Raw genomic sequence first — 25646 nt, 5'->3', positions numbered from 1 at the left:
GACCCGGGCGTCGAATGCCGGTCCGCTATGCCTTCGTTCGCGCCGAATCGATGACCGAACGGGCATGCTGGCGCCACTCTGCGACCGCACGACCGCGAAAGCCGGTGAGCGCCGAGTCGAACTTCCCGGCCCGCTTGGTGACGGTCAGGCCGATATAGGTGTGATTGCTGGTGATCGCTTGTGTCGCAACGGAACACGCTTCATCGATCTCGCCCGCACTCAGCAACGCGGTGGCGTGTTCGAAGCGGACCAGCGCGGGCTCCATTGTTTCCTGCGGGTCGTACAGGGCAAGGGCGCGGGCGGCGGCCTTGGCGGTTTCCGCGGCGTGGCCGAGATTGGAGTAGCCGATCGCCTGATAGAAAGCAAGTTTTTCCGGTCTATAGGAAAAGATCCCAACCGTAAGATCTTCTTGCCCAACATTTTCCAATGCGCGGCCGGATTTCTCGATACACCGAGCAAACTGGACGGCATTTCCGAGGCTGGCATGCGCTCTGGCTGCCATTCCCCACAGCCAGGCGGCGGCGGGACCGTGCGCCGGATTTTCTTCGAGACGTCCACCGAGCAAGTTCAAGACTTCCTTCGGCTTGTCACTATATGTCGGTAGATATGCGAGACCGGCCAGCGCGATATCCTCGGAATAGCGATCGCCGATGTCTTGCGCGGCATGGATCGCGGTGCCGTACCACATCCGCGCCTGTCCCAAATGTCCTTCGTTGAACAGGATTTCGCCGACCACGTTGGCCAGTCGGCCCGCCGTGCGGACCAGCCGGACCTGATGGTGGGTGGCCTGTCGCTGCGCGAGAGTGCCACGGACAGTGCGGAATTGCTCGAGTGTGGTGTGTAGCAGCTCGTGCGGCGGCACCTGCACCACCCGTTTGCCGAGCGCCTCGGCCGACTGCTCCAGCAGCCCGAGTCGCCGCTCGCTGATCGATCCGGCATCCAGGGTGGCCAGCATCTTCTCCGGTTCGCCCGCGACCAGGTCCGCGGCCTTGCCGGTCAGGCCGACCCCGATGCAGGCCAATAACTCTCGCCTTCTCACGTCGTCATCCTCGACTTCCTTGTCGAGCCCGATGTCCCTACCGAGCTGGGTTTCCGTATCGAGCGCCGAGTCGGCGACTTCGGGTGCGAAGTCGGTGCCCCGGCCCGCGCTCACGGCCCGCTCGAATCGTGCGGCGACGACCGGATCGGCTTCTGACACGACCCGGTCGAGCAAACGTTGGCTTGCGGCATGCATCCGGGTTGTCCGGCCGTTTTCCCACAAGACCACGGTGCGCGGGGTGACGCCCACCAGACGCGCGAATTCGTAACGGCTTCGCCGCATCGCGGCGCGAAGCGCACGGACATCCTCGCCCGTCCAGTCGATCTCAACCATAGGTCCTGACTCCTCGCACCAGGCTGATACAAACGGAAACTACCCGCAATTACCGCATTCGGGTCTGTTATCTATCGAATCGCAACATGCACGCTGAATCAGCACCCGGCGCCGGGGTTCTGCCCAAACCCTTACCGGGGCGCCGGCATTCCGGAATCCGACGCACGGTCCCGACACGGCCCGATCCATCCGTGTCGAAGCGTGATACCGGGGGCGCCTTTAGGTGCCGGGTGCACTGACTTACCTGGAGGTGAACAATGGACGTATTGCACTCGGATGTGCGCGAATTATGGCTGGTCCAGAGCAGCGACTGTACGCAGGATCCGGTAGGTCTCAGCTACGACCGAGCGCAGTTCATCCGCACCGTGCACGGCGGTCACGGCGCCCGTTGCCGCCAGTACCTCGCCGCCTCGGCCTACTGCGTCGGCCGAGCCGCCGAGAAGTGAACAAGGCGGGCTCGACCGCAGTCGAGCCCGCCTTGTTTCGCTGGTTGTCTCAGGCCGCTGCGGACAGCGTCTCGAACTCCTTGTCGGTCAGCGTGATCCGCGCGCCATCGGTGTTCTCCTCGAGGTGCGCGATGCTGGAAGTGCCCGGAATGGGCAGAATCACCGGCGAACGGCGCAGCAGCCAGGCCAGCGCGAGCTGTGCGGGGGTCGCGCCGTGTTCCTTGGCGATCGCGTCGAGCGGGCCGCCGGGCTTGGCGAGTTCACCGGTGGCGATGGGGAACCACGGGATGAACGCGATGTTCTCCCGCTCGGCGTAGTCGAGCACGTCCTCGTCGGTCCGGTTGGTCAGGTTGTAGAGGTTCTGCACCGAGACGATGGTGGCGATCTCGCGGGCCTGGCGCAGCTGTTCGACGCTCACCTGGGACACACCGATGTGCCGGATCTTGCCCTCCTGCTGGAGCAGCACGAGCTCGCCGAGCTGGTCGGCCAGCGGCACCTGCGGATCGATGCGGTGCAACTGGTACAGGCCGATCTGCTCGACGCCGAGGTTGCGCAGGCTGAGTTCGGCCTGCTGGCGCAGGTATTCGGGCCGGCCAACCGGCCGCCAGTCGCCCGGCCCGCTGCGGGTCAGTCCGGCCTTGGTAGCGATCACCAGGTCATCGGCGTAGGGATGCAAGGCCTTTCGAATGAGCTGTTCGCTGACGAACGGGCCGTAGGAGTCGGCGGTGTCGATGAAGTTGATGCCGAGTTCGACGACCCGCCGCAGCACCCGGACCGCCTCGTCGGGGTCCTTCGGATCCCCCCAGACGCCGGGGCCGGTCAGCTGCATGGCGCCGTAGCCGAGCCGGTGCACGGGGAGGTCACCGCCGAGCGCGAAGGTGCCGGACGCTTCGGCGGGCCGTGCGTGGAGGTTGGTGCTCATGACTCCACCTCGCTGGCGCTCGGCTCCGTCATGCGCAAGGCGCGCTGGCACATGATTCGCTCACTTCGTTCGCTCATGAGTTCGATTCCTTCCGAAGTAGAATTACGCGAAAGCGGACGAGCCTGCCTGACGTCGCGCGGCGACGTTGCTTCCGCAAGCAACGTCTCTACCGCGCCGTCGATTCCCCGCACGAGGGTTGTGTTCGCGGCGAGCGAAACCTCAGCCCAGGGCCCGCAGCAATTCCTCGGCCAACGGCGCGGACGAGGCCGGGTTCTGGCCGGTGATCAGGTTGCGGTCGACGACGACCTTCGGCGCCCACGGGTCACCTTCTTGGAAGTCGGCGCCCGCCTCGACGAGCCGATCCTGCAGCAACCACTTGGCCTTGTCGGCCAGCCCGCCCTGCCGCTCCTCCTCGTTGGTGAAGCCGGTGAGCGTGTAGCCCGCGAAGGCGTTGGTGCCGTCGGCGCCGACGGCCGCCAGCAGCGCGGCCGGACCGTGGCACACCACCGCGAGCGGCTTGCCGGATTGCAGTGCGGCGGTGAGGAGTTCGCCGGACTCGGCGTTCACCGCGAGGTCTTCCATCGGTCCGTGGCCACCGGGGTAGAAGACCGCGGCATAGTCGGCGAGGTCGACCTCGGACAGCTTGATCGGGTGCTGCAATTCCGTGCTCGCGGCCAGCACCGCGGCCCGCTTGTCGGCGCCCTCTTGGCCGCCGTTGAATTCAGGGGACAGGCTGCCCTTGTCGACCGGCGGCACGACCCCGCCGGGGGTCGCGACGACGACCTCGTGGCCCGCGGCCTTCGCCGCCTCGTAGGGCACGGCGAACTCCTCGGCCCAGAATCCGGTCGGGTGGGGGGTTCCGTCGGCAAGTGTCCAGGTATCGGCACCGGTCAGTACAAAAAGTAGTTTCGCCATGTCCCCGAGGTTAGGACCGTTTCCGTAGTAATGACAGCATCGCATAGCGATTCCATGGGGGGTGGCGGTCGGGCGACGGGTGGGCCAATGGGATCGCCGATATCAGACATCGGAATTCTGATGGCTCTTCCGCTCGGCGAAAACCGTCCGGGCCACCGCGATTCCGTTGAGCGCGGCGGGGAATCCGACGTACCCGGCCATCTGGATCAGTACCTCGACGACCTCTGTTTCGGTGCCGCCGACATTGAGCAGGCCGTGGATGTGCACCCCGAGCTGGGGCGCGACGCCGAGCGCGGTGCACATGGCCACCGTCACCATCTCGCGCGTCTTCAGGTCGAGCCCGGGCCGGGAGTAGATGTCGCCGAAGGAGAACTCGATGAGGATGCGGGCGAAGTCCGGGGCGATGTCCTGCAGCGACGCGATGACCTGCTCGCCCGCGTGCCCGTCGACCTCGGCCAGGGTGGCCGAACCGCGCTCGAATCGGTCGCCCTCCGGTGCTCCGGCCGCGGCGGTCTCTGCGGGCAGGTCCGTTCGAGTGGCGAACACCTCCTTGGCGGCGGTCAGGCCGTTCAGCGCGGCCGGGAAGCCCGCGTAGACGCTCGCGTGCACCATGACCTCGACGATCTCGGTCCGGGTGCAGCCGACATTGAGCGCACCGTCTATATGGAACCGCAGCTGGGGCGCCGCGTTGCCGAGCGCGGCCAGCGCGCCGACGGTGGCCAGCTGCCGCTGCCGCAGGGTCAGGCCCGGTCGGGAGAGGATGTCGCCGTAGCCGAACTCCACGGTGATCCGGCCGAGGTCGGGGGCGATGTCGGCCAGGCTGTCCAGCACGGCCGGATGCTCCTGCCCGCCGATCTGCCTGAGCAGTGCGAGGCCGCGCTCGTAACGATCGTTGTGGCTGGTGGCGTGCTGGGTGCTGATCATGGCACGACTGTAGAAGTTGGAGTGCGCTCCAGCGCAAGTGCCGACGGCTCATCCTTGTAGGGGAGGTGAGATCAGGGGGAATCTCGGGGTGCGTCCCCGATGTGGGCGGCGCCGCCCTTTCATAGCGTTTCGGGTATGCGATTCGCCCCGATCATCGTCGCCATTTCCGCGATTGCTCTGCTCGCAGGGTGTACGTCGGACAAGAAGGTCGATTCCGCATCTGGTTTGTCGGACAACAAGATTCGTGCCGTGCAGGCCGATATCGACGGCATTGTGGCGTCGGGTGTCACCGGGGCGATCGCCACCGTCACCGATAACGGCAAGACGGTCGTACTCACCAGCGGTGTCGCCGATATCGCGACGGGCGCGAAGATTCCGACCGATCCGGCGCAGCAGGTCAGGATCGGCAGCATCTCGAAGACCTTCACGAGCTCGATCGTTTTGCAGCTCGTCGCGGAGGGCAAGGTGCGGCTGGACGAGCCGGTCGATACCTATCTGCCCGGCTTGTTGAAAGGGGATGGGGTCGACGGTCGTGCGATCACGGTGCGGCAGATCTTGCGGCACCAGAGCGGATTGCCGGAGATCGCCAAGGATCCGCGCATCGACGAGTACCGGGCGGCGTTGGAGAACCGCGTCATGACTCCCACCGAGGGCATGGCGATCGCGCTGGAGCGGCCCGCCGACTTTGCGCCGGGGGCGCGGTTCCAGTACAACAACACCAACTACTACGTCGCGGCCATGCTCGTCGAAAAGGTCACCGGCGCAAAGTATGCCGACGAGCTGAACCGGCGCATTCTGCGGCCGCAAGGACTGGCCGACACCTATCTGCCGGGCGCGGGTGATCGCGAGATCCGCGGCCCGCATCCCAAAGGCTATGCGGTGGTGGACGGCTCGCTCACCGACGTGACGCGCATCGAGCCGTCGGTGTCGTGGGCGGCAGGCGGCTTGATCTCGACGGGCGCCGATTTGAACCGCTTCTACTCGGCGCTGCTCGCCGGTCAGGTGGTTCCCGCGGCCGAGTTGCGCGAGATGCGCGACGGCGTGCTGATGGACGAGGAGACCCAGATGCGTTACGGACTCGGCTTGGGATACACCAAATTGTCTTGCGGCGCTGAGTATCTCGGCCATTCAGGCGGGATATACGGCTACAACACCGTGTCCGGCGCGACGCCGGAAGGTCGCGCGGTGACCTATATGTTCACCAAAGAGCCGGAATCCATGCCGGATCTGGTCGCGATACTGGGCCACGCACTGTGCCCGTAAGTACTTGCTCGATCTATCTCCGCCGCCCGGGCTTTCGTCCGGGCGGCGGTGCCATGTCGCCTCGCTCAGATGAGGTTCTTCTGCTTGCGGATTCGACGGCGCACATCCGCCAGCAAACTGTAGGTTCCGCCGTGCCGGAGGAAGCGCGGGATGAACCGGTTGACGAAGGCGACGAACTCGAAGAGATGCTCGAAGCGCCGCTGGTCGGTGGCGGTCCATTCGACCTGGAGTTGCTCGCGGAAGATCGGCGCGAGAAACCCGATCGTGAGGAACTTCAACAGGTTTCGGAACGGCAGCCGCAGATACCAGCGGATCATCCGTAGGTTCAGCAGATCGTCCAGATAGCCGCCGACGAACTCGTCGATCGCGACCTGCTCGCACGCCTCGTTCCAGTACTGATCGAACTCCGCACGGGTGGCGGGCCACATCTGCTCGGTCACTTGCAATGTGGTGCCGAGCGTCGAGGACGACACGTAGAACGCCTCGGCCTGCTCGTCGCTCATCCGGCCTTGCAGCAGCTGGTAGGTGTCCTCGAAGCCGATGTACAGGCAAGCGGCGACCCACAATTGGAGATTGCGGTCGAACGCGTTGTACTTCACCGGTGCGCCCTGCGCCGAATGTACTTGCCGGTGCGCGACATTCACCGCCTCCCGATAGGCGAGGCGCTCCTCCTCGGTGCCGAGAATGGCGACCGCCAGATACTGCGTGGTGGTGCGGGCGCGCTTCCACGGGTGCTGCATCAATGCGCCGGACTCGACTTTGCTCTCCGCGACGCCGTGCCCGACGCCCGGGCGGGCCATCTGCATTGCGACATTGGCCGCGGCACCCGCGAAAGACCAGAAATCCAGCGCGTCGGTCAGCTTGACCGCCCGCTTGGTGGTCGGCCGGTGGGCGGTGCCGATGTGGATCCGCGTGTGGTCCTTCGACAGCGCGGCGTGCTCCGGGGAGTGGGCGGCGGCGGCGGTCATGAGGGAGTCCTTGTGCGTCCAGTAGGAAAGGTTGGTTGGTTTTGTGAATGACTGACGACTGATTCGTAAGCTCGTCGTCGCTTGCCGGTGTAAGTCCGGTCCGGGTAGCTGTCAGGAGGCCCGGTAGCAGGCTGGCGGTGTCGTCTGGAAACGGGCGGTGCCGAAGCCCAGCGTCGAGCACCCCCGATGGTGGGGTGTGCAACCGAACGGTCCGTAACGTGAAGTGAAGCCTGCCGCGTCGTTACTTCACCTGCCCGGTGACGGGTGGGGCGAGGGAGTGCCGAGCCCGGAAGGACAGGGTGAAGGCCATGGAAGCGGTGAAGATCCTGAAGGTGCAGCCGTGAAGGACTCCCCGGCGTAAGGGGCTCGGAACGTTCGGATAGTGATGGCGGGAACTGGAGAGGCCCTCCCCGGCCCAGCAGACTGCGCAGTGCTGTTGGAGTGCGGCGACCTATAACCGGTGAAGAGCCGGGAAGTGGAAGCGAGCAGGAAGGGCGTCGGAGGTGGTCGTAGTACCGATCGAGCCGAGCGGACAACACAACCGCCGGTGAGGGAAGGGCCACTACTACGTCGATGCGTGCTGATGCAGATGGAGGTGCCCGGTGAGTGCCGTGAAGGCTAGTCCCGCCGACCCCGGAACCGTTGCCGTGGGCAGGGTTTCGGTGGACAAGGTGCGTGCCCTGCAACACACGCTTTACCGGTCGGCCAAGGCCGATCCCGGGCGGCGGTTTCATGCGTTGTGGGACAAGGTCTTGCGCAGAGACGTCCTGTGGCGTGGCTGGGTTGCGGTGCGCGCCAATGGCGGCGCACCAGGTGTCGACCGGACCACCCTGGACCAGATCGAACACGAGTACGGCGCTGACCGGCTCGTGGACGAACTGGCCTGTGAGTTGCGGGACGGGTCGTATCGGCCGCTTCCGGCGCGGCGGGTGTATATCCCCAAGCCGGGAACGAAAGAACAACGGCCGCTGTCGATTCCCGCTGTTCGTGACCGGATCGTGCAGACCGCGTTGAAGATCGTGCTCGAGCCGATCTATGAGGCGGACTTCCTGCCGTGCAGTGTCGGGTTCCGCCCGAAACGCTCGGCGCATGATGGGCTCCAAGTCCTTGTCGATGAGACGTGGCGGGGCCGCCGGTGGGTGGTGGAAACCGATATCGCCAACTGCTTTTCGGCGATACCGAAAGACCGGTTGATGGCAGCGATCGAGGAACGGGTGTGTGATGAGTCGGTGCTCAAGCTGCTGCGTGCGATGCTGCGCGCGGGAGTGATGGAGTCCGGCACGGTAACCCATCCGGTAACCGGGACTCCGCAAGGAGGATCGATCAGTCCCTTGATGTGCAACGTGTACTTGCACCGGCTCGACCGGGCTTGGGACACAAGCGCTTTCGGGGTACTGGTCCGGTATGCCGATGACGCTGTGGTGTTGTGCAGGTCCCGGCAGCAAGCCGAAGCCGCGCTCGCGCGGCTGCGGGGATTGCTGGCTGAACTCGGTTTGGAGCCGAAGGAGGCCAAGACCCGCATCGTCGAGTTGGTGGTGGGCGGAGAGGGTTTCGACTTTCTCGGCTTTCACCATCGGATGGTGCGGTCTCGGGGCGTGCGCGGACGCCGGGGTGTGGAGTTCCTTGCTCGCTGGCCCAGTGATCGGGCGATGCGGCGTGCGCGGGACCGGATTCATGAACTGACTGTCCGGTCTCGGCTGCTGCTTCCGGTCGAGGCGATCGTGAGGGAGATCAACAGGTTCCTGCGTGGCTGGGCGGGCTATTTTCGCTACGGCCACTCCACGATTCGGTTCGACAAGATTGCGCAGTACGCAGGCCAGCGCCTCGCGCTGTTCATCGGCAAACGGCACAAACGCGGACCCGGCTTCGGTTGGATCGCTATCCGTCGCTCGCCGGATCAGTGCGGGTTGATCAGCCTGAATGGAATCGTGATCGCGCCCAGGGCGGGAAAGCCCTGGCGGGAGAAACCGAATGCCGGTGGTGAACGGCGTAGGTAAGCCGTGTGCGGGAGAACCGCATGCACGGTTTGAGGCGGCGGGAGCTGGAGAGGTAACGGCCTGACCAGGGGCACCAGGGGATGCACAACCGACCGGGAAACCGGCGGCATGAAGGCCCTGGGTCCTACCGTCGGTGATCATTTACTACTCCAGTTCCCGACCCGACTCGTGTCCGGAATCGACTCCGGAGGGCGTGAAAAACCTGTGAACTACAGATAACTTAAGTCCGACTGGACTCATGCGTCAACGGGTCGGGCTGCATGGGGATATTCCAGGCTGTCTGGCTGTGAATGTACTCGAAAGGGTTTCGTAAAGTCAGGAATCGTGCGTAACATACGGGCCCATACCGGACCGTGAGGTGTTCGGCTGGATCCAACGGCGGATCCGATTGTCGGTCCTGCCGTGGGCGGCCGGTCGCAGGCGACCGGCACGCGAAAGGACGCGCATGCTCAAGAGGCTGGATCGGATATTCAGCTACGAGATGAAGGTCTCGGAGTTCCTCGGGACGCTGATCATTCTCGGCATCCCGTACGGGTTGATCGGCGTGGTCTGGACGCTCACGCACACCAGCCACCTGCGCGATATGCACGGCATCGACGTGGTCATCTCGTTCCTCGGGTCGATCGTGTGCTGGCCCGTGCTCACCTTCTCGAATGTGTGCATGACCTGATGATGATCTTGGTCTGGTTCATCGACATCGTCGTGATCGGCGTGAAGGTCCTCGGCGGGCGCACCCGGGTCAATCCGGTGCTCCGGTTCGGGCTGTGGCTGGCCGTGCTGAGCACCGTCGTGGCGGGCTTCGCCGTCGTCGGCTACCTCCTCGTTTTGCTGCAGCGGCAGTTGAGCGGCACCGCGTGACCGGGAGAGGCAGTAACCAGTGACCATCACCGAACGACCGCCGGAGCGGACCGATTTAGAGAAAGCGATCGATGACGTCCGGGGTCTGTGGCAGCGGCACCCGCAGCGGTCGCTGGAGACACTGGGCAGGCAGGTGACGCTGGGCCGCGACGCGGTGCTCGAGATGTTCCGTGCGCTGCTCGCGCGCCGGTTCCCGTTTCAAGAGTTCATCAAGCAGTGCGCGTTCATGGCCAGTGTCTCCGCGGCACCGACGGTGTTCGTCGCGATACCGGTGGCGGTGGTGGTTTCGATTCAGTTGGGCGCGTTGGTGAGTCAGGTGGGTGCGACCACCTTCATCGGTGCGGTCAGCGGGCTCGGCATCATTCGCCAGGGCGCACCGCTGGTCACCTCGCTGATGATCGCGGGCGCGGTCGGCTCGGCTATCTGCGCCGATCTCGGGTCCCGCACGATCAGGGAGGAGATCGACGCCATGAAGGTGATGGGCGTCGATCCGATTCGCAGGCTGGTCGCGCCGCGGCTGGCGGCCGCGGTGCTGGTGAGCATGCTGCTGTGCGGGTTCGTGGTGTTCGTCGGCTTCGCCACCGGTTACCTGTTCAACGTCTACGCGCAGGGCGGCACGCCGGGGTCGTTCATCAGCACGTTCGCCTCCTTCGCCGTCGCGAACGACCTGATCGTCGCGCTATTGAAGGCCGCCATCTTCGGGGCGCTCACCGCGATCATCGCCTGCGATATCGGCCTGCACACCAAGGGCGGGCCCGGCGGCGTTGCGAATTCGGTGAACGCGGCGGTGGTCAACTCCGCGCTGATGCTTTTCGCCACCAACATCATCATCACCCAGGTGTACAACACGCTGTTCCCGGCGAAGGTGCTCTGACATGGGCTCGCGCTATACGCCACCGGCGTTGCGGCCGTTCCGGATCGTCGGCGAAGCCGTCCGCGGACCGGTACGGGCCAACCGGCGGTTGGGCCATCAGGCCATCACCTTCGTCGCGGCGATCATGGCAATACCGTTCGCGCTCAAGCACTATCGCAAGGAGGTGCTGCGGCTCACCGCCGACGTCGGGTGGGGCAACGGCTCGCTGATCGTCGGCGGCGGCACCGTCGGCGTTGTCGTGATCCTGTGTGGCTTCGGCGGGATCACCGTCGGCATGGAGTCCTACACCGCGCTGAATCTGCTCACGATGAATCCGCTGACCGGCGCCATCTCCGGATTCGCCACCACCCGCGAGATCGGCCCGATCCTGGCGACCTTGGCCTTCGCGATCCAGGCGGGCTGCCGATTCACCGCGCAGCTCGGCGCGATGCGGATCTCCGAGGAGATCGACGCGCTGGAATCCATTGCCATCCGCCCACTTCCGTATCTGATCTCGACCAGGATGATCGCGGCAACGTTGACCATCGTGCCGCTGTACAGCGTTGGTCTCGCGGTCGCGTACCTGATGACCAAGTTGTCGGTGCTGTTTCTCGGCGGTACCTCGGCGGGCACCTATGACCACTACTTCTTCCAGTTCCTCAACGGCGTCGACGTCTTCTACTCGGTGCTCAAAGTGGTGGTGTTCGTGCTGATTTCGACGTTCCTGCAGTGCTACTACGGATACGTCGCGACCGGCGGCCCGGAGGGGGTCGGGCAGGCGGCCGGGCGCGCGATCAAGATGGTGATCGTTGTCATGGTGTTCGCGAATCTGTTTCTCACGCTGGCGATCTGGGGCATCGATCCCGGCATTCGGATCTCGGGATAGGGGCCGCGATGATCATCGATCCCAGTGGCCGCGGGCCGAGCCCGCGACAGCTCTCGCTCGCCGGTATCGCCCTCACCACGGTGGTGCTGCTGCTGTTGTACTTGCTCGGGCTGCGCTACACCGGTCGTTTCGAGGACAACGTCGACGTGGTCGCCCTGCTCACCAGCACCGGTGACGGGCTGCCCGAACATGCCGACGTGAAGTTCCGCGGCATGATCGTCGGCTCGGTGGCCGGGGTGGAGGTGGTCGCCAAAGGTGAGCGTCAGCGCGCGGAGCTCGAGCTGAAACCTGCTGTCGCGGCGATTATTCCGGCGCTGGTCACCGCGCGCGTCATCCCCAACAACATCTTCGGCGTGACGGCGATCGAGCTCGTCGGCAACGGGCAGACGACCGAAACCTTGCGCGCCGGTGCCGAGATCCCGGAGGACACGAGTGAGGGCACGGTCCAGCTGCAGACCACGCTCAGCGTGCTGCGGGACGTGCTCGATCACATCCAGCCGGAGAAGCTGGGCCGGGTGCTCGCCACCCTGGCCGACGCACTCGATCCGTCCGCGCGCGTACCCGGTTCGACCATCGAACGCTTGGACCTCTGGATCACGCAGATGCATGCCATTCCGGGCATCGGCAACCTGCTGGGCGATCTCGGCCGCGCCACGACGGCGTTGAGCGCGTCCGCGCCGGATCTGGTCGGGGTGTTGTCGGAGTCGGTGACCACCGCGCGGACGCTCACCGAACGGCGCGATCAGTTCGTCGCGCTGCTGACCAACGCGGGCGGGGCGGTCGATTCGGTGAATTCGCTGTTCGCCCGCAACCCGGACGCCGGTAAGGAAGTTGTCTCCGGGGTCGGCGAACTCTTCGGCAGCTTGGCCCAGGATCCGCAGGCGCTGCAGCAGACGGCGGCCAATCTCAATGTCTCCCTGCAGAAGTTGCGTTCGGTGTTCGGTTTCGGGCCGAGTCGCCAGATGGTCTGGAAGATGGACGTGTCCTTCACGCCGTTCCAGCAGTACACGGCCGCGGACTGCCCGCATTACGGCAGCATGGCCGGGCCGCGGTGTGGGGGTGCATCGGTGCCGGAAGTCGCACCACCACAGGAGTTTCCGGCGCAGATGATGCCGAACTGGTTGGATGCGGCCGGGCCTAAACCGGTGGTGCCGACGCTGCCTGCCATTCCCGCCATTCCTGGTATTCCGATGATTCCTGGACTCACCGCACCGGCCGCCGCCAAGGATCCGGCACCGAATAGCCCAAGGTCCAACGGTTTACGTGGCCCGGATGCGGTGGCGGCGATCGTCGGCGGTAAGCCGACGGCCGCGCAGTACCTGCTCCTGTCGCCGCTGCTGGCGGGCGGTTCGGTCACCCCGGCGGACAAGGGCGGTCGCTGAGCATGAAATCAGGTAAGGCCCTGGCCGGCTTCAGCCTCTTCGCCATCGTCGCGATCGTGCTGACCTACACGATCTGGTCCACCTTGCAGCGCTCGGTGTCTGGCGACACCGATTCCTACTCCGCCACCTTCTCCGACGTCCTCGGTCTGCGCGTCGGTGACGACATCCGAATGGCAGGCGTACGAGTCGGCCGGGTGGACGGCATCGACTTCGACGGTGATTACCGCGCGCGCATCGACTTCCGCATTCAGCGCAGGCAGCGGCTCACCACCACCACGAAAGCCTTGGTGCGCTACCAGAACCTGATCGGACAGCGGTACGTCGCGCTGGTGCCCGGGGAGGGCAACGGGCAGGTGCTCGCGGCCGGTTCCGCGATACCGCTCGAGCGCACCGAGCCCTCGTTCGATGTGTCCGCGCTGCTGTCCGGGTTCGAGCCGCTGTTCAGTGTGCTGCAACCGGATCAGATCAACTCGCTGTCGGAGACCCTGATCCAGGCCTTGCAGGGCAACAACGTTTCGCTCAGCGCGTTGATCACCCAGGCCGCCGAGCTCGCGGGCACCTTCGGGCAGCGCGACAAGATTCTCGGCGACGTGATCAGCAACCTGAGCAGTGTCATCGCCGGACTCGCGCATCGCAGCGGCGAGCTGGAAACCCTGATCACCCAGGCACGTTCGCTGGTCGAGTCGCTATACGCACAGGGTGAGTCGCTGAAGGGCTCGGTCGATCAGGTGGCCACCTCGACCGACTCGCTGGCGCGGTTGATCGGCCAGGTGAAGCCGAATATCGCGCGGGCGCAGAACGATGCGACGAGCGGGGTGGCGCTGCTGCTGCTCAACGGCGCCTCGCTGGACCAGGCGGCCGTCGAGCTGCCGAATCTGCTCAATGGCATTGCCAGGTTCAGCAGCTACGGCGCCTACGGCAATGCCTACATCTGCCGCCTCGATGTCTCGCTGTGGGGCGTGCTGCTGCCACCGGGGCTCTTCTCGCAGGTCGGCGGCAATTCGCAATCGGAGGTGTGCCGGTGATGACACGAGCGCGGTCCATGGTCGGACGCGTCCGATTGCCGCGGAACAGGTTGCTGTGGCTCGGCCTGCTCGCGGCGGGTTCGGTGGTGCTGCTATTGGTCTGCTCCAGCGCGTTGTCTCAGGCTCGGTTGGGGGACAAGACGATTCAGGCGGAGTTCGCGCAGGCGGCGGGGCTGCGGGCGGGCGCGTCGGTGGATGTGTCCGGCATCGAGGTCGGTTCGGTGCGCGCGGTACGGCTCGACGGCGCGAAAGTCGTTGTGGACCTGCGGGTGCGCCGGGATATGCGGCTCGGTCCTGACGCGCACGCGGCCATCAAGATGACCACCATCCTGGGCAAGCTGCACGTCGAACTGGTGCCGGGCAATGGAAAGGGACTGCCGGGCAACAGGATCGCGCTCGCGAATACGTCGGTGCCGTACAACCTCGGCAAGGTGATTCGCGATCCGGTGTACAAGTCGTCGTTCGAACGCATCGAGCGGATCGATCCGACCAAGCTGCGCCAGTCGTTGGATCTACTCAGCAGGCAGATGGGTGATTCGCCGCAGCTCACCGTCGAGGCGTTGAACAGCGTCGGCGCGCTCGCGAAGGTGATCAACGACCGCCGCGACGAGGTCGACGTGCTGTTGAAGAGCATGGATCAGGTCTCGCAGCTGGTGTCGGACAATCGCAACAGCGTGTTGCTGCTGCTGACCCGCGGCGAGGCGATCGGCAATGCCGTCGCGGTGCGTCAGAACATGCTGAAGTCGTTGCTGGACAACGTCGCCGAGCTCTCCCGGCTGCTCCAGCAGATGGGTCTGGAGAACAACGATCAGCTCGGGCCGATGATCCAGAGCCTGAACACCATGTCCGAGGGCCTGGAGAAGAACCGGGACAACCTCGACTCGCTCTACGAGATCATGCCGGTCGCCTTGCGGCAGTTCAACAATGCGCTCGGCAACGGCCCCTACGGCGATGTGTGGGCGCCGTGGATCTTCCCGGACAACTGGCTGTGTTTCGCCGGTGCGGTACAGGGGTGTAACTGATGAAGATAGGTACTTTTCTGAAAACCGCCGTGTTGTGCTGGGTGGCCGCGGTGGCCTCCGGCTGCTCGCTGCTGCCGGAGAGCCTGAGCGCGCTGCCGGACCAGTATCTGGGCGAGCATGTGCGGATCAGCGCCGATTTCGAGAACGTCGCCGGTCTGTATGCGGGCAACGACGTCGCGATCCTCGGCGTCCCGGTGGGCCGGGTCGACACGGTGACGGCCAAGGGCAGCTACGTCGAGGTGACCATGTCCATCGACAAGAACGTCAAGGTGCCCGCGGACGCGATCGCCGCACTCGTTTCGCCGCAACTGATCACCAACCGGCACGTCGAACTCGCGCCCGCCTACGAGGGCAACGGCCCGGTGCTGGCCGACGGCGCACACATCCCGCTCGAACACACCCGCACCCCGGTCGAACTCGACCGCATCCTGGACAACTTCGACCAGCTCGGGCGAGCGATGAAGGGCGACAACGAGACCGGGCCGATGGCGAGCCGGGTGCTCTTCCCGCTGCTCGACGGCAACGGGGACAAGCTGCGCGCGACGCTCGACGCGATGTCCTCGGCGTTCGAGGTGAGCCTGGCCAACGGCGACCAGATCTCCAACACCATCATCAAACTCAACGAGATCACCCAGATCATCGCCGAGAACGACCAGACGGTGCGCGATTTCAGCGGCAGGCTCACCGAAATGGTTCAGCTGATGGGTGATCAGGCGCCGGGGTTGCAGGCGGTGCTGACCCAGCTCAACGACTTCGTCACCAACACCTCCACGGTGGTGGGCACCAATCGTGAGCAACTGCTCGGTGCGCTGACCCGATTCACCACGCTCACCGGGCAGATGCGGGCCAACGCGCGATCGGTCACCGAGATCGCCGACGTCACGCCGCTGTTCTTCCAGAACCTGACCAACGCGACCAGCAAGGAACATCAGGCGCTACGCCTGCACGGCCTGCTGGACAAGTCGGTGCTCGACGGCGAGGCGCTGTCGGTGTTCTGCGAACGAGTGCAGATGCGCCTCGACGGCTGCCGCACCGGCAAGATCCAGGACTTCGGCCCGGACTTCGGACTCACCGCGGCATTGCTCGGACTTACCAAATGAGGACGCGAGCCTTGGCCACGGTTGCCATCGCGGTGGCGGTCGGTGCGACCTCTGGCTGCGCGGTGACGGTAGACAACGTGCCGCTGCCCAAGCCCGGCATCGGCGGCCCCGGTTACCCCCTGCACGCGGTGTTCCGGGACGCCCTCAACCTGCCCGCGAACGCGCACGTCAAGATCGGCGGCACCGACGTCGGCATGGTCTCCGCGATCAGCACCACCGACTTCCTCGCCGACGTGGAAATGCAGATCCGCCAGGACATCCAGCTGCCCCGCGGCACCACCGCCGAGCTGCGCCAGGCCACCCCGCTCGGCGACATGTTCGTCGCGATGACCCTGCCCACCAAACAGGCGAGCGCCGAGCTGCTGCGGCCGGGCGACACCATCGCACCCGACCACACCGCGACCGGCGCCTCGGTGGAGCAGCTGATGATGTCGGTCTCGCTGCTGCTCAACGGCGGTGGCCTCAACCAGGCGGCGCGGATCACCTCCGAGATGAACTCCATGTTCGCCGGGCGCGCGCCGGAGCTGTCGCATCTGATCACCGAGATGACCGACGTGCTCGCCGCACTCAACCGGCGGACCGCCGACGTCGACGGTGTGCTGTCCGGGCTGAATACGCTCACCGGCGAATTGGCCAGGCGCAAAGCCGAATTGGGCGCGGCTGCGGACACCTTCCCGCCGCTGATCGGGCTGGTCGCCGAAAACAACAGGGCCATCGCCGATCTCATCGCCAAGGTCTCGGTGACGATGGCCGCGCTCGGCGACTTCACCGACACCACCGGTCCCGACTTCCTCAGCCTGTTCGACAGCATCCAGCGGCTCATGTCCGGATTCGCCCAGATGGGTGACGATCTCTCGGGTGCGCTGGATGGGCTGCACGCCATCTACCCGTCGATCTCGGCCAGCCTGGACGGCCCGGTGCTCGCGGTCGCGGCCACCGTGTCCTATCTGAGCGTCGGCGCGCTGACCGACCCGAAGGGCAGCAGACCACCCGAAATCGGTGATGTGCCAGCGTTTGTCGGCAGCCTGGCGCAGATGATCGAGAAGGTCATCGGCCGACTGCAAGGTGGTGGGCGATGAATCCGCCGCTGTGGCAATGGCTGGTCCGCCGCCGGGTCGCCGTGGCCAATGTCGGTCTGATCCTGGTGCTCGTGCTCGGGGTGTCCTATCTCGGTGCCAACGTGCTGCGGATCAAGCCGCTGCCGAGTACGTACACGGTGCGGGTCGAGTTGCAGAACTCCGGTGGTCTTGCGGCGAACAACGACGTCACCTTCCGAGGCACCCGGGTCGGCAAGGTCGGCGAGGTACGGATCTCCGGTGACGGCGTCGCGGCGATCGCCGAAATCGACAAGACCGCGAAGATTCCGGTGGGTGGCACCGTCGCCGTCGGTCGGCTTTCCGCGGCGGGGGAGCAGTATCTGGACTTCCGGCCGGACGCGGACAGCGGCCCGTACCTCGTCGACGGCACGGTGGTCGAGCGCGCGCGGACGACAACCCCGGTGACGGTGCAGTCGGTACTCGGCAGCATGAGCGGGCTGATCGCCGGAATGAACCCAGGCCGACTCAATGTGATCGTCGACGAACTCGACAAGGCCCTCGCCGGCGGCCCGGATCGGTTGCGCAACATGATCTCCGGCATCAGCAGAGCCATGGCCGGGCTCACCGATCTGCTCCCGCAGACCAGGCAGCTCATCGCGAACCTCCAGGTGATCGCCGACACGACGTCGCACGCGCAACCCGACCTGACCACGCTGACCACCGGCTCCAGCGCGCTGTTCCAGCAGTTGACCGCGGCGGACCAGGAGGTACGCAAGTTCCTCGACCTCGGGCCCGGCCAGCTGGCCACCCTCGGCGGCATCGTGCGCGACACCGAGGACCCGATGACCAACCTGGTCACCAACTTCGTCGCGATCACCAAGGCCGCGAAGCTGCGGGCCCCGGCCATCGCGGCGCTGTTCCCGGCGCTGCGTGCGGGTTCGGAGGCGATCGGCATTCCGGCGCACGACAACGCGTATCACACCCTCATCGATCCGTGGCCACGGCCGACCTGTGACTACGACACCGTGCCCGTGGTGCCGACCACGAAGACCGTGGACACCAGGGTGCGGCTCTACAACTACTGCGTCACCAGCAACCCGGCGCTGCAGGTTCGCGGCTCGGCGAACGCACCACGACCGAACGTGCCGGACAACGGATCCGGGCCGCCGCCCGGCGTCACCGGCAATGAGCTGTCCCGACCGGCACCTGGTAGATAGGAGCACATCTGATGACCGACAACGAGGGCGAGATCGCCGCAGTGCCCGAAGAGTCAACGCCCGATGATTCGAATAGTGCTGTGGTAGAGCAAGAGTCGGCGACCGAGACGACCGCAGGAAAACGGATTCGACTGGTACCCGGCCGAGCCGGACGACTCGCCATTCAAGTGGCGGCCGCCGTGCTGCTTTGCGCCGCAGTCGCTTCCAGCGTCGTCTTCTACCTCCAGAACAAGGGCAACAAAGCCATAATCGACGCCAACGCGGACGCGCGCACCGCCGCCTGCAAGTACGCCCCGATCCTGGCCGACTACGACGCCAAGAAGCTGGACGACTACTTCGCCGCCGTCCTCGACGGCGCGACCGGCGACTGGAAGAAGCAATTCGACAGCACCAGCAAGGAATTGCGCGAGGTGCTCACCCAGGGTGAGGTGGTGTCGAAGGTCAACGACGTCCAGTGCGCGATCGAAACCGGCGACGAAACCTCGGCCGAGGCCATCGTGGTGATCGGCCAGACCATCACCAGCATGGGCACCCAGGGCAAGCCCGCGCCCGGCCAGCTGTCCATGGTGATGCGGTTGGAGAATGTCGACGGCCGCTGGTTGGTGAACAAGGTGAACTCGCCGCTCGCCTCGCCGCCGCAGCAGTAGCTATCCGCCCTGTCGCCCGAAAAGCACGACCCGCATCAGGTGCACGACCCGCTGCCGCGAGCACACCGGGTCGTCGGAGCCGAAGCGCTGACCCAGATCGACGACCAGGGCCAGGGCCGCGTGCACCAGCAACCTGGCGTCGGCGGCGGATAGCTCGGGCCTGACCTCGGCCAGCAGCTTCGCCCACTCTTCGACGTTGAGCCGCTGGATGTTTCGCAGCACCGTCCGATCATCGGCGGGCACATTGCTGATCTCGGCGTAGTAGACGAAGGTCAGCTCGCGCTCGGCGAACGAGCCGGCCACATACAGCTCGATCAGCGTCGTCAGCGCCTGCTCCGGCCCGTCCGCCGCCGCGACCGCCGGTCCGATCGCGGCCGAAACCCGGTCCGCGGCACGGCGGAACGCGGCCGCCAGGATGTCGCCCTTGCTGCGGTAGAAGCGGTACACCGCCGACGAGGCGGGCAGCCCGGCCGCAGTGGCGATGTCCTCGACGCTCACATTCGGATAGCCGCGTTGGTGGAACAGTTCGATCGCCCGCGCGAGCAGCAGCTCGTGCTTGAAGGTCAACGGAATCTCGCTTGCCGCAAGGGTTTCGGTGTGTTCGGCGGAGGGTGGCAGCACGCAGTCGGCGACTGCGCGGCAGGCGGCGCCGAGCATGGTGGCCAAGGCGCGCACCGGGATCGACACATGGTGATCGCCGATGCTGCTGAGCACGCTCAGCACCGCGGCCGACAGCACGGCCCGGTCGGCCTTGGCCAGCTCCGGCCGCGTCTCGCCGAGCAGCGCCATGAGGACCGAATTCACCTGTGCCAGTTGGTTGTCCAGGATCGCCGCATCGGCGTCGTCGAGATAGCGGCGCTGCCAGCGCAGCAGCGCGGCACTGCGGCGATTCGTGATCGAGGAGGCGATGAGCGCATCCATGACGTGCCCGAGCCGTACTTCGGCAGGCAGTCCGCGGGCCGAGTCCGGCAGGCGCACCGCCGCCTCGCTGAGCGTGCCGAGCCGCAGGGCTTCCTCGCGGAACAGCGCGTACTTGCTGGGGTAGTGGCGGTACAGCGCGGCCGAGCTGATATCGAGCCGGGACGCGATGTCCTCCATGCTAATGCCGTGATACCCGAGCGACCCGAACGCTTCCGCGGAGGCCGCCGCGATCTGGGCGCGCCGGTCACGCGGCCGCCGCCGGACCACGCGCGCGGCCGTCCCGTCGGACGCCTTGTCCGCGGCGCGGCCTTCCTGGGCACCCATGGCCGCGATGGTAGCCGAATCGGACGCTCGGTCGCCGGGCCTTGCGGGCCTGAAATCAAACTGAATCGAAGATCACAATGAGAGTATGATTTAACCCGCTACCTTCAGCTATTCGGCTTCAAGGATGTGGAATACCGCTTAACATAAGCGACCGGTCGGTACTCCGGTCGTGCTCGTCTGTCCCGGTGTCTACGCCGCTGCGGGACGACCGAACAGAACCAGCTGCATCAACAACCGCACCCGGCACTGCGCCGCCATCGGCTGGTTGTCGAACGCGCGGCCGAGGTCCACCACCAACGCGAACGCGGCGTGGATGAGGAAGCGCGCCTCGGCGGGCGAAAGCTCCGGCCGTACTTCGCGCAGCAGGCGCGCCCACTCTTCGACGCTGAGCCGCTGGATGTTTCGCAGCACCGTGCGTTCCTCCACCGGAACATGCTGGAACTCCGTGAAATACACGTAGGTCAGCGCGCGCTCGGCGAACGAACCGGCGACGTACTGGTCGATCAGCGTGGTCAGGGCGCCCTCCGGGCTGGCCGCGGTCGCCACCGCCGGGCCGACCGCGCCCGAAACCCGTTCCGCGGCACGGCGAAACGCCGCGGCGAGCAGGTCGCTCTTGCCGCGATAGAACCGGTATACCGCCGAAGCGGCGGAAAGTCCTGCGGCGGTGGCGATGTCCTCCACGCTGACATTGGGATACCCGCGCTCGTGGAACAGCTCCACCGCTTTGCGCAGCAGCAGTTCGTGTTTGAACGAGTCCGGGATCTCGACCACCTGCAGCGGCTCGGCGTGCTGCTCCGCGGGCAGCTGGGTGCCGATGAGCAGCTGGCACGCCGAACTCAACAGTCGGGCAAGGGATTTCGCCGGGAGGGTGGCGTGATGGTCGGCGATGCTGGTGATCGTGCTCAGCAGCGCCATGCGGAGCACCCGGGTGTCGTCCTCGGTCAGCTCCGGCCGCAGCTCGGCGAGCTGGGTGCCGAGCGCGCCGAGCACGGCGAACTGCTGGTCGTTCAGCAGCGTCAGATCGTCGGGCTCGAGGTAGCGGCCCTCCCAGCGCACCAGGGTGATGGTCGGCCGGTTCTCGATCGTGACGGCAATGAGCGCGTCGAGCACGTGTCGCAGCCGCCGCTCGGGCGACCACGCGGCGGCCTCCTCGGGCAGCTCGACCGCCTCGGTCATGGCCCGGCCGACCCGCAGCAATTCCTCGCGGAACAGCGCGTACTTGCTCGGGTAGTGGCGGTACAGCGCGGCCGAACTGATGCCGAGACCGGTGGCGATGTCCTCCATGCTCACGCCGTGGTAGCCCAGCGCGCCGAACGCGGCGGCCGAGGCCGCGGCGATCTGGGCCCGTCGATTCTTCGGCCTGCGCCGGACCTCCCGGGGTGCCGAGTCGCCGGTGCTCGCCTTCCGCGCCGTACGGCGATTGTCGACACTCATGCGGACATCGTACTGATCAGGGCTGGTGAGACGGGCTACGGCTCGGTGCGGGCGGCCCGCTGTACCGGCCGGGTGCCCCAGGTCACCCGGAATCGGCGCCGGACCTGGCGGAAGGCGACAGGCGTCGCCCCGACCTGTAGGCGCAGGTCACGGCGGGTGAGGGTCGCCACAGTCGATCCGTTCCCCGCGCGGCCTGGTCAGCTGCGCGGCGTGATGACCAGTCGCGCCTTGCCCCGGGGGATCGTCGTGATGTTCCGGGTCTTCCCGCGTTCCGGCGCCGCGCCGTCGGGTAGCGAAAGAGAAAGCCGCACAAGGATTTCCCGCAATACCGCGGTGCCCTCCATGAGCGAGAAGCCCGCACCGATGCAGCGCCTGACCCCACCGCCGAAGGGCAGCCAGGTGTTCGGCGCCACCTCGCCCGCGAGGAAGCGGTCCGGCCGGAAGACGGCGATGTCGGGATAGTTGTCGGGGCTGCGGTGCGCGAGCAGGATCGAGGTGTTCACCACCGTGCCCGCGGGCAGTCGTCTGCCGCCGATTGTCATGTCCTTGGTGAGCTTTCGATTGGCGCCGTTGATGACGACGTGCAGCCGCATCGCTTCCTTCATGACGGCCTCGAGGTACTTGTCGTCGCCGCTGTGCGCGGCGTCGAAGGCCGCCTCCTGAATGTCGGGGTGCGCGGCGATCTCGTACAGCGCCCAGGACAGCGCCGACGCGGTCGTCTCATGGCCCGCGAGCAGCAGGGTGATGAGCTGATCGCGCAGTTCGGCATCGGTGAGCGGCGGGTCGGCATCGTCGTCGGAACCCGCGTGCAGCAGCCGGGACAGCACGTCGGTGCGCTCGGCCAGGTCGGGCGCGTGGCGTCGGCTCGCGATCTCGGCGTAGAGCAGGGCGTCGACGGCGTGCAGGTTGTCGGCGAACCGCTTCCACGGGCCGATGCGGCCGAGCAGGGTCGACTTGGAGCCGAGGAACACCAGCGGATTCATGTGCACGATCTGCCGGAGTCGCGGCGCGAGCTCGGTGCGGGTCTGCGCGTCGGTGACCCCGAAGACCACCTGGATGATCACCTCGAGCGTGAGCGCGTTCATTCGGTCGAGCGTCATCAGCGTGGAATCCGTTGTCCAGCGGTCGATCTCGGCGACGGCGATCTCGGCGACCAGGTCGCGGTAGGCGCGCAGCGCCGAGCCGTTGAAGGCGGGCATCAGCAGCCGTCTGGCGCGTGCGTGTTCGTCCTCGTCGGTGAGCAGCAGGGAGTGCTGGCCCATGACGTAGCCGAGGATCTGGTTGCCCTCGCCCGCGTGCAGGTCGCGCGGGTTGCCCGCGAAGATCTCCTTGATGTGCTCCGGGCGGGAGAAGATCACCGCGTGGTCGGCGAACGGCGGGATCCGCAGTGTGAAGACGTCGCCGTACCGGCGCGCCAGGGCGGGCACGAATCGCTGCCGATCGACCTGGAACAGGATGCTCTGCACGATGGCGGGCAGTCGCGAACCCGGCGGATAGGCAGCCGCCTCGTCGCGCGCTCGGACGTCGGGTGCGGCCACGGTGCCACCTCCACTGGGTATGGGACGAACCTGTTTCACCCCACGTTATGAGACATCGGCGGCTGGGTCTATGACGCAGCAGGTAATCAACCGTACTTGACGCGGTATCGCTGAGCAGCCATGCTGAGGCGGTCAGCACCTCGCTAGGCGAGGCTCCTGCGCGAACACAGGCCACTGATCCGACGACGTCGAGAGACGCCCAGGATCAGGACAGATCGCTTCGGATTAAGGGGCGATCCCAGGTGGCTTCCCGATACGGGATACGTCGTGCAGTGCCGAAGCTCTGACGAGAGGGGTGCCCGCCGGGCCGTTTCGGTCGGCGTCCCCCTGCCTCGCGTGGTCCGACACTGTATTCACGACGCGCGCGCGTCTCGGCGGCAAGGAGGTGAGGGACATGAAGTCAGGCGATAGTCCGTATCCGAGTACGGATTCGACATCCCACTCGTTCCCGGCCCGCTGCTGCCGTGTGACCGACTGAACCCGAAGCCTTTCGACCTACCGGGCACTACCGTGCCCGGATATCGAGCGCCTCGGGCGTTCGGTCGTGTCCGAAATCGGTTGTGGTGGTGGGCCTTTCCTTGAAGGAGTCCGTCATGACGTTCGCATTTCCGCGTGAGCTACCGGTATGGCCCGCGCTGGTCCACTCGGCCCGCCGAGTCCTGGCCCGGTACCGGCTCACCCCCGAAGAGCACCACAACCTAGCCGAGGCCCGCGCCGCCCGGGCGGCCATCTTCACGGCTTCCATGGGCGGGCATCCGTACTACCGATCGATCACTCCGGCGGCGGGATGCCTGTTATCGGGAGTTGAAGAGTTTCAGTGCGGTGGTGACTCTTTCGTCGATACCGAGGTACCCCGCCGACGCGGTGAGCTTCCCAGTCGCGTCGAGTTCGATGCGGGGGAGGGCGGTCAGGAGGTAGGTGGTGGATTCACCGGCTTCGGTGCCGACGGGGATGACGAGGCTCTCCAAGCCGGCTCCCGTCGGCCAGGAGGGTGTGCGTATGCGGAGCATACCGACGCTGCGTCGGCTGTCCGGGTCCGCGTCGGTGATCCAGCCGAGCGGGTGGCCGGTGGGGAACACGCTGCCGTATTCGTCTGCGGGCAAACCGGTTTCGCCGGGGCCGTCGCCGCCGTTGTTATTGCGGCCGTTGTTTCCGTCGTTGCCGTTATCGCCGTTATCGCCGTTATCGCCGTTGTTTTCGTTATTTCCTTTGTTGTCAGGATGATTCGGCTCGTCGGGCCGGTCGGGCTCGTTCGGCTGGTCAGGGCGATTCGGCTGATCGGGGTGATTTGCCCCGTGCGGTCCGTTCGGGTGGTCCGGACCATCCGGATGGAGCAGGTCGGGCCCGATGGGCCGGCCGGTCACCGGGTCGGCTCGATAACTGCCGACGATGACGACGTGCAGTTGGAACGCCGGTTCGGCGTTCCGATCACGGACGCGACGTCGACGACCGGCGTCGAGTGTCTCGTAGCCGTCACCGGTTCCGCTCGTGGTGGTCGACTGCGGGATGTTCTGTTCGCCGAGGTCGGTCGTCCCGGTGTGCTCGGGGTACTCGATGTCGTGCCAGTCGGTTCCGTGATCGGTGGTGCGGGTGCTGCTGGTTCCGGTCCGGAGCGCGTAGCCGGTTCTGTCGCTGTCCTCCAGCATGCCGTGCCCCTGGTAATCCGCGATGGCGGCTGCGGTGAGCCCGCCGAGCAATGCCGGTGATGGCGGCGGTCCAGCTCGCCGTCGTCAGCACCGTATGGATGACGGGCGTGCCGAACAGCATGAAGTAGACCGGCGGTGCGCCGACCTCCGGTGCCAAGGCGATGGCAACGAGACCGCCTACGACCGCGCCGCCGATAGCGCCGATGACGATCATGGTGAGCCGCCAGCCGTCGATGTCGAAGAGCCCCGCGGCATGGCTCGCGTTGCGCGAGACGAGACTGCCCGCGGCCGAGACCTCTCGGCCCGAACCGAACATCAACGACGCGTATGTTCCGCCCGGTGCCAGCGCGGTGAGATCGTCGTCGTTCAGGATCGTCGCCACATTGGTCTCGGGATCGAGCAGCAGCGCACCGTTCACCGCCGTGGCCACCGGTGCGTCCGGGCTCGCGGACCACAGTGCCTGCCAGATGTTTTCGGCACGACCGAGCAGCGCGGTGTCGTTGCTGCGTTTGGCCTCTTCGAGGCCGAACAGATAGGGGGATTCCAGGCCGCGCAGCGTGCCGGTGGACTGGACATGGTCGAGCAGCGAGGCGAAGAACGTCAACCGGCCCGCCGCGGGCGCGGCGACCATTTGCCCGAGCGCGGCGCCGACGTCGTTGTGATAAATCGTCTTCGCCTGCTCCGGGGTGAGTTCGACGACCTCGGCCAGCAGGCAGCCCGGTCCGCCGCCGGCCGCCCTGGCGTGTAGTTCCTGTAGCCGGAGCCAGCCGATGGTCGCGGGCACGGCGGTGATCCAGCCGTCCCTGGTGGCGAGGTCCCCGAGCGCGGTGCGCAACCGGAAACGCGATGAGATCCGCTGTGGCATGGCCGTCCTCCTCGATACCCCGACCTGCATCGATGACTGTAAACCCGGGCGTCCTGATGAACACCCGGAACAGCGGAAAACCGG

Annotated in this window: 25 protein-coding genes and 1 riboswitch; of the genes, 14 read left to right on the top strand and 11 right to left on the bottom strand. The window is 66.2% G+C overall.

Translation table 11 applies throughout. The features are described from left to right. Window positions 1–25: 25 nt before the first annotated feature. Window positions 26–1372 (bottom strand): helix-turn-helix domain-containing protein, encoded by a 1347-nt coding sequence (locus tag ACQPW1_RS44400; RefSeq protein ID WP_433659584.1) that lies wholly within the window; start codon window positions 1370–1372, stop codon window positions 26–28. 257 nt (window positions 1373–1629) lie between these two features. On the opposite strand from ACQPW1_RS44400, the gene ACQPW1_RS44395 reads away from it, so the two are divergent. Continuing rightward, window positions 1630–1818, top strand: coding sequence for a hypothetical protein (locus tag ACQPW1_RS44395; protein WP_433659582.1), 189 nt, complete (start codon window positions 1630–1632; stop codon window positions 1816–1818). A 49-nt stretch (window positions 1819–1867) separates the two neighbouring features. Here ACQPW1_RS44395 and ACQPW1_RS44390 read toward each other — a convergent pair whose 3' ends face one another. The 3 genes from ACQPW1_RS44390 to ACQPW1_RS44380 form a co-directional block, all read right to left on the bottom strand. Then, window positions 1868–2740: an aldo/keto reductase gene (locus ACQPW1_RS44390; protein ID WP_433659580.1), complete on the bottom strand. Its 873-nt coding sequence runs from the start codon at window positions 2738–2740 to the stop codon at window positions 1868–1870. Between the two features lie 219 nt (window positions 2741–2959). Then, entirely contained in the window at window positions 2960–3655 is a 696-nt protein-coding gene (locus ACQPW1_RS44385) for a type 1 glutamine amidotransferase domain-containing protein (RefSeq protein WP_433659579.1), read from the bottom strand. A 102-nt stretch (window positions 3656–3757) separates the two neighbouring features. Next, window positions 3758–4579 (bottom strand): carboxymuconolactone decarboxylase family protein, encoded by an 822-nt coding sequence (locus ACQPW1_RS44380; RefSeq protein ID WP_433659577.1) that lies wholly within the window; start codon window positions 4577–4579, stop codon window positions 3758–3760. Between the two features lie 135 nt (window positions 4580–4714). On the opposite strand from ACQPW1_RS44380, the gene ACQPW1_RS44375 reads away from it, so the two are divergent. Next, entirely contained in the window at window positions 4715–5842 is a 1128-nt protein-coding gene (locus tag ACQPW1_RS44375) for a serine hydrolase domain-containing protein (RefSeq protein WP_433659575.1), read from the top strand. 65 nt (window positions 5843–5907) lie between these two features. Here ACQPW1_RS44375 and ACQPW1_RS44370 read toward each other — a convergent pair whose 3' ends face one another. Next, a complete protein-coding gene (locus ACQPW1_RS44370) occupies window positions 5908–6810 on the bottom strand; it encodes an oxygenase MpaB family protein (RefSeq protein WP_433659574.1) in 903 nt (300 codons plus the stop codon). 602 nt (window positions 6811–7412) lie between these two features. Between ACQPW1_RS44370 and ltrA the strand changes: the two genes are divergently transcribed. The 12 genes from ltrA (at window position 7413) to ACQPW1_RS44310 (ending at window position 18834) form a co-directional block, all read left to right on the top strand. Beyond that, window positions 7413–8807 carry a group II intron reverse transcriptase/maturase gene (ltrA, locus tag ACQPW1_RS44365; RefSeq protein ID WP_433659572.1) on the top strand — a complete coding sequence of 465 codons (1395 nt, stop codon included), beginning with the start codon at window positions 7413–7415 and terminating at the stop codon, window positions 8805–8807. A 445-nt stretch (window positions 8808–9252) separates the two neighbouring features. Continuing rightward, window positions 9253–9477 (top strand): hypothetical protein, encoded by a 225-nt coding sequence (locus ACQPW1_RS44360; RefSeq protein ID WP_433659570.1) that lies wholly within the window; start codon window positions 9253–9255, stop codon window positions 9475–9477. Further along, window positions 9477–9665 carry a hypothetical protein gene (locus ACQPW1_RS44355; protein ID WP_433659569.1) on the top strand — a complete coding sequence of 63 codons (189 nt, stop codon included), beginning with the start codon at window positions 9477–9479 and terminating at the stop codon, window positions 9663–9665. The genes ACQPW1_RS44360 and ACQPW1_RS44355 overlap by 1 nt, the downstream gene beginning before the upstream one ends. A 19-nt stretch (window positions 9666–9684) precedes the next feature. Beyond that, complete coding sequence (locus ACQPW1_RS44350; protein ID WP_433659567.1) at window positions 9685–10539, top strand: MlaE family ABC transporter permease; 855 nt, start codon at window positions 9685–9687, stop codon at window positions 10537–10539. Window position 10540: 1 nt separating this feature from the next. Next, window positions 10541–11404, top strand: coding sequence for an ABC transporter permease (locus tag ACQPW1_RS44345; protein ID WP_433659566.1), 864 nt, complete (start codon window positions 10541–10543; stop codon window positions 11402–11404). 8 nt (window positions 11405–11412) lie between these two features. Further along, window positions 11413–12786: an MlaD family protein gene (locus ACQPW1_RS44340; protein WP_433659565.1), complete on the top strand. Its 1374-nt coding sequence runs from the start codon at window positions 11413–11415 to the stop codon at window positions 12784–12786. A gap of 2 nt (window positions 12787–12788) precedes the next feature. Continuing rightward, the gene (locus ACQPW1_RS44335; RefSeq protein WP_433659563.1) at window positions 12789–13811 is read left to right on the top strand and encodes an MCE family protein; all 1023 of its coding nucleotides are present in this window, start codon (window positions 12789–12791) and stop codon (window positions 13809–13811) included. Then, window positions 13811–14833, top strand: coding sequence for an MCE family protein (locus ACQPW1_RS44330; RefSeq protein ID WP_433659561.1), 1023 nt, complete (start codon window positions 13811–13813; stop codon window positions 14831–14833). The genes ACQPW1_RS44335 and ACQPW1_RS44330 overlap by 1 nt, the downstream gene beginning before the upstream one ends. After that, on the top strand, window positions 14833–15933 hold the full coding sequence (locus ACQPW1_RS44325; RefSeq protein WP_433659559.1) for an MCE family protein: 1101 nt from the start codon (window positions 14833–14835) through the stop codon (window positions 15931–15933). Before ACQPW1_RS44330 ends, ACQPW1_RS44325 begins: the two co-directional genes overlap by 1 nt. Beyond that, a complete protein-coding gene (locus tag ACQPW1_RS44320; RefSeq protein ID WP_433659557.1) occupies window positions 15930–17012 on the top strand; it encodes an MCE family protein in 1083 nt (360 codons plus the stop codon). Before ACQPW1_RS44325 ends, ACQPW1_RS44320 begins: the two co-directional genes overlap by 4 nt. After that, entirely contained in the window at window positions 17009–18187 is a 1179-nt protein-coding gene (locus ACQPW1_RS44315; protein ID WP_433659555.1) for an MCE family protein, read from the top strand. Before ACQPW1_RS44320 ends, ACQPW1_RS44315 begins: the two co-directional genes overlap by 4 nt. A gap of 11 nt (window positions 18188–18198) precedes the next feature. Next, entirely contained in the window at window positions 18199–18834 is a 636-nt protein-coding gene (locus tag ACQPW1_RS44310; protein WP_433659553.1) for a hypothetical protein, read from the top strand. Here ACQPW1_RS44310 and ACQPW1_RS44305 read toward each other — a convergent pair whose 3' ends face one another. The 6 genes from ACQPW1_RS44305 to ACQPW1_RS44280 form a co-directional block, all read right to left on the bottom strand. Continuing rightward, the gene (locus ACQPW1_RS44305) at window positions 18835–20079 is read right to left on the bottom strand and encodes a TetR/AcrR family transcriptional regulator (RefSeq protein ID WP_433659552.1); all 1245 of its coding nucleotides are present in this window, start codon (window positions 20077–20079) and stop codon (window positions 18835–18837) included. A gap of 189 nt (window positions 20080–20268) precedes the next feature. Further along, on the bottom strand, window positions 20269–21513 hold the full coding sequence (locus ACQPW1_RS44300; RefSeq protein ID WP_433659550.1) for a TetR/AcrR family transcriptional regulator: 1245 nt from the start codon (window positions 21511–21513) through the stop codon (window positions 20269–20271). Between the two features lie 35 nt (window positions 21514–21548). Beyond that, complete coding sequence (locus ACQPW1_RS44295; protein WP_433659548.1) at window positions 21549–21683, bottom strand: hypothetical protein; 135 nt, start codon at window positions 21681–21683, stop codon at window positions 21549–21551. A 27-nt stretch (window positions 21684–21710) separates the two neighbouring features. Next, window positions 21711–23051 carry a cytochrome P450 gene (locus tag ACQPW1_RS44290; protein ID WP_433659546.1) on the bottom strand — a complete coding sequence of 447 codons (1341 nt, stop codon included), beginning with the start codon at window positions 23049–23051 and terminating at the stop codon, window positions 21711–21713. Between the two features lie 132 nt (window positions 23052–23183). After that, window positions 23184–23353: riboswitch (M-box (ykoK) riboswitch) on the top strand. Window positions 23354–23845: 492 nt separating this feature from the next. Continuing rightward, complete coding sequence (locus tag ACQPW1_RS44285; RefSeq protein ID WP_433659545.1) at window positions 23846–24415, bottom strand: hypothetical protein; 570 nt, start codon at window positions 24413–24415, stop codon at window positions 23846–23848. A 109-nt stretch (window positions 24416–24524) separates the two neighbouring features. Further along, window positions 24525–25562, bottom strand: coding sequence for a hypothetical protein (locus ACQPW1_RS44280; RefSeq protein WP_433659543.1), 1038 nt, complete (start codon window positions 25560–25562; stop codon window positions 24525–24527). Between the last annotated feature and the right edge of the window lie 84 nt (window positions 25563–25646).

This window comes from Nocardia sp. CA-128927, from assembly GCF_050955855.1.
Classification (GTDB): Bacteria; Actinomycetota; Actinomycetes; order Mycobacteriales; family Mycobacteriaceae; genus Nocardia.
This window is presented reverse-complemented; position numbering and strand designations above follow the sequence as displayed.

What these genes read in the sequence shown, in the direction of transcription:
- ACQPW1_RS44400 (WP_433659584.1), bottom strand. Translation starts at nt 1,372, where the DNA reads ATGGTTGAGATCGACTGGACGGGCGAGGATGTCCGTGCGCTTCGCGCC.
- ACQPW1_RS44395 (WP_433659582.1), top strand. Translation starts at nt 1,630, where the DNA reads ATGGACGTATTGCACTCGGATGTGCGCGAATTATGGCTGGTCCAGAGC.
- ACQPW1_RS44390 (WP_433659580.1), bottom strand. Translation starts at nt 2,740, where the DNA reads ATGAGCACCAACCTCCACGCACGGCCCGCCGAAGCGTCCGGCACCTTC.
- ACQPW1_RS44385 (WP_433659579.1), bottom strand. Translation starts at nt 3,655, where the DNA reads ATGGCGAAACTACTTTTTGTACTGACCGGTGCCGATACCTGGACACTT.
- ACQPW1_RS44380 (WP_433659577.1), bottom strand. Translation starts at nt 4,579, where the DNA reads ATGATCAGCACCCAGCACGCCACCAGCCACAACGATCGTTACGAGCGC.
- ACQPW1_RS44375 (WP_433659575.1), top strand. Translation starts at nt 4,715, where the DNA reads ATGCGATTCGCCCCGATCATCGTCGCCATTTCCGCGATTGCTCTGCTC.
- ACQPW1_RS44370 (WP_433659574.1), bottom strand. Translation starts at nt 6,810, where the DNA reads ATGACCGCCGCCGCCGCCCACTCCCCGGAGCACGCCGCGCTGTCGAAG.
- ACQPW1_RS44360 (WP_433659570.1), top strand. Translation starts at nt 9,253, where the DNA reads ATGCTCAAGAGGCTGGATCGGATATTCAGCTACGAGATGAAGGTCTCG.
- ACQPW1_RS44355 (WP_433659569.1), top strand. Translation starts at nt 9,477, where the DNA reads ATGATGATCTTGGTCTGGTTCATCGACATCGTCGTGATCGGCGTGAAG.
- ACQPW1_RS44345 (WP_433659566.1), top strand. Translation starts at nt 10,541, where the DNA reads ATGGGCTCGCGCTATACGCCACCGGCGTTGCGGCCGTTCCGGATCGTC.
- ACQPW1_RS44340 (WP_433659565.1), top strand. Translation starts at nt 11,413, where the DNA reads ATGATCATCGATCCCAGTGGCCGCGGGCCGAGCCCGCGACAGCTCTCG.
- ACQPW1_RS44335 (WP_433659563.1), top strand. Translation starts at nt 12,789, where the DNA reads ATGAAATCAGGTAAGGCCCTGGCCGGCTTCAGCCTCTTCGCCATCGTC.
- ACQPW1_RS44330 (WP_433659561.1), top strand. Translation starts at nt 13,811, where the DNA reads ATGACACGAGCGCGGTCCATGGTCGGACGCGTCCGATTGCCGCGGAAC.
- ACQPW1_RS44325 (WP_433659559.1), top strand. Translation starts at nt 14,833, where the DNA reads ATGAAGATAGGTACTTTTCTGAAAACCGCCGTGTTGTGCTGGGTGGCC.
- ACQPW1_RS44320 (WP_433659557.1), top strand. Translation starts at nt 15,930, where the DNA reads ATGAGGACGCGAGCCTTGGCCACGGTTGCCATCGCGGTGGCGGTCGGT.
- ACQPW1_RS44315 (WP_433659555.1), top strand. Translation starts at nt 17,009, where the DNA reads ATGAATCCGCCGCTGTGGCAATGGCTGGTCCGCCGCCGGGTCGCCGTG.
- ACQPW1_RS44310 (WP_433659553.1), top strand. Translation starts at nt 18,199, where the DNA reads ATGACCGACAACGAGGGCGAGATCGCCGCAGTGCCCGAAGAGTCAACG.
- ACQPW1_RS44305 (WP_433659552.1), bottom strand. Translation starts at nt 20,079, where the DNA reads ATGGGTGCCCAGGAAGGCCGCGCCGCGGACAAGGCGTCCGACGGGACG.
- ACQPW1_RS44300 (WP_433659550.1), bottom strand. Translation starts at nt 21,513, where the DNA reads ATGAGTGTCGACAATCGCCGTACGGCGCGGAAGGCGAGCACCGGCGAC.
- ACQPW1_RS44280 (WP_433659543.1), bottom strand. Translation starts at nt 25,562, where the DNA reads ATGCCACAGCGGATCTCATCGCGTTTCCGGTTGCGCACCGCGCTCGGG.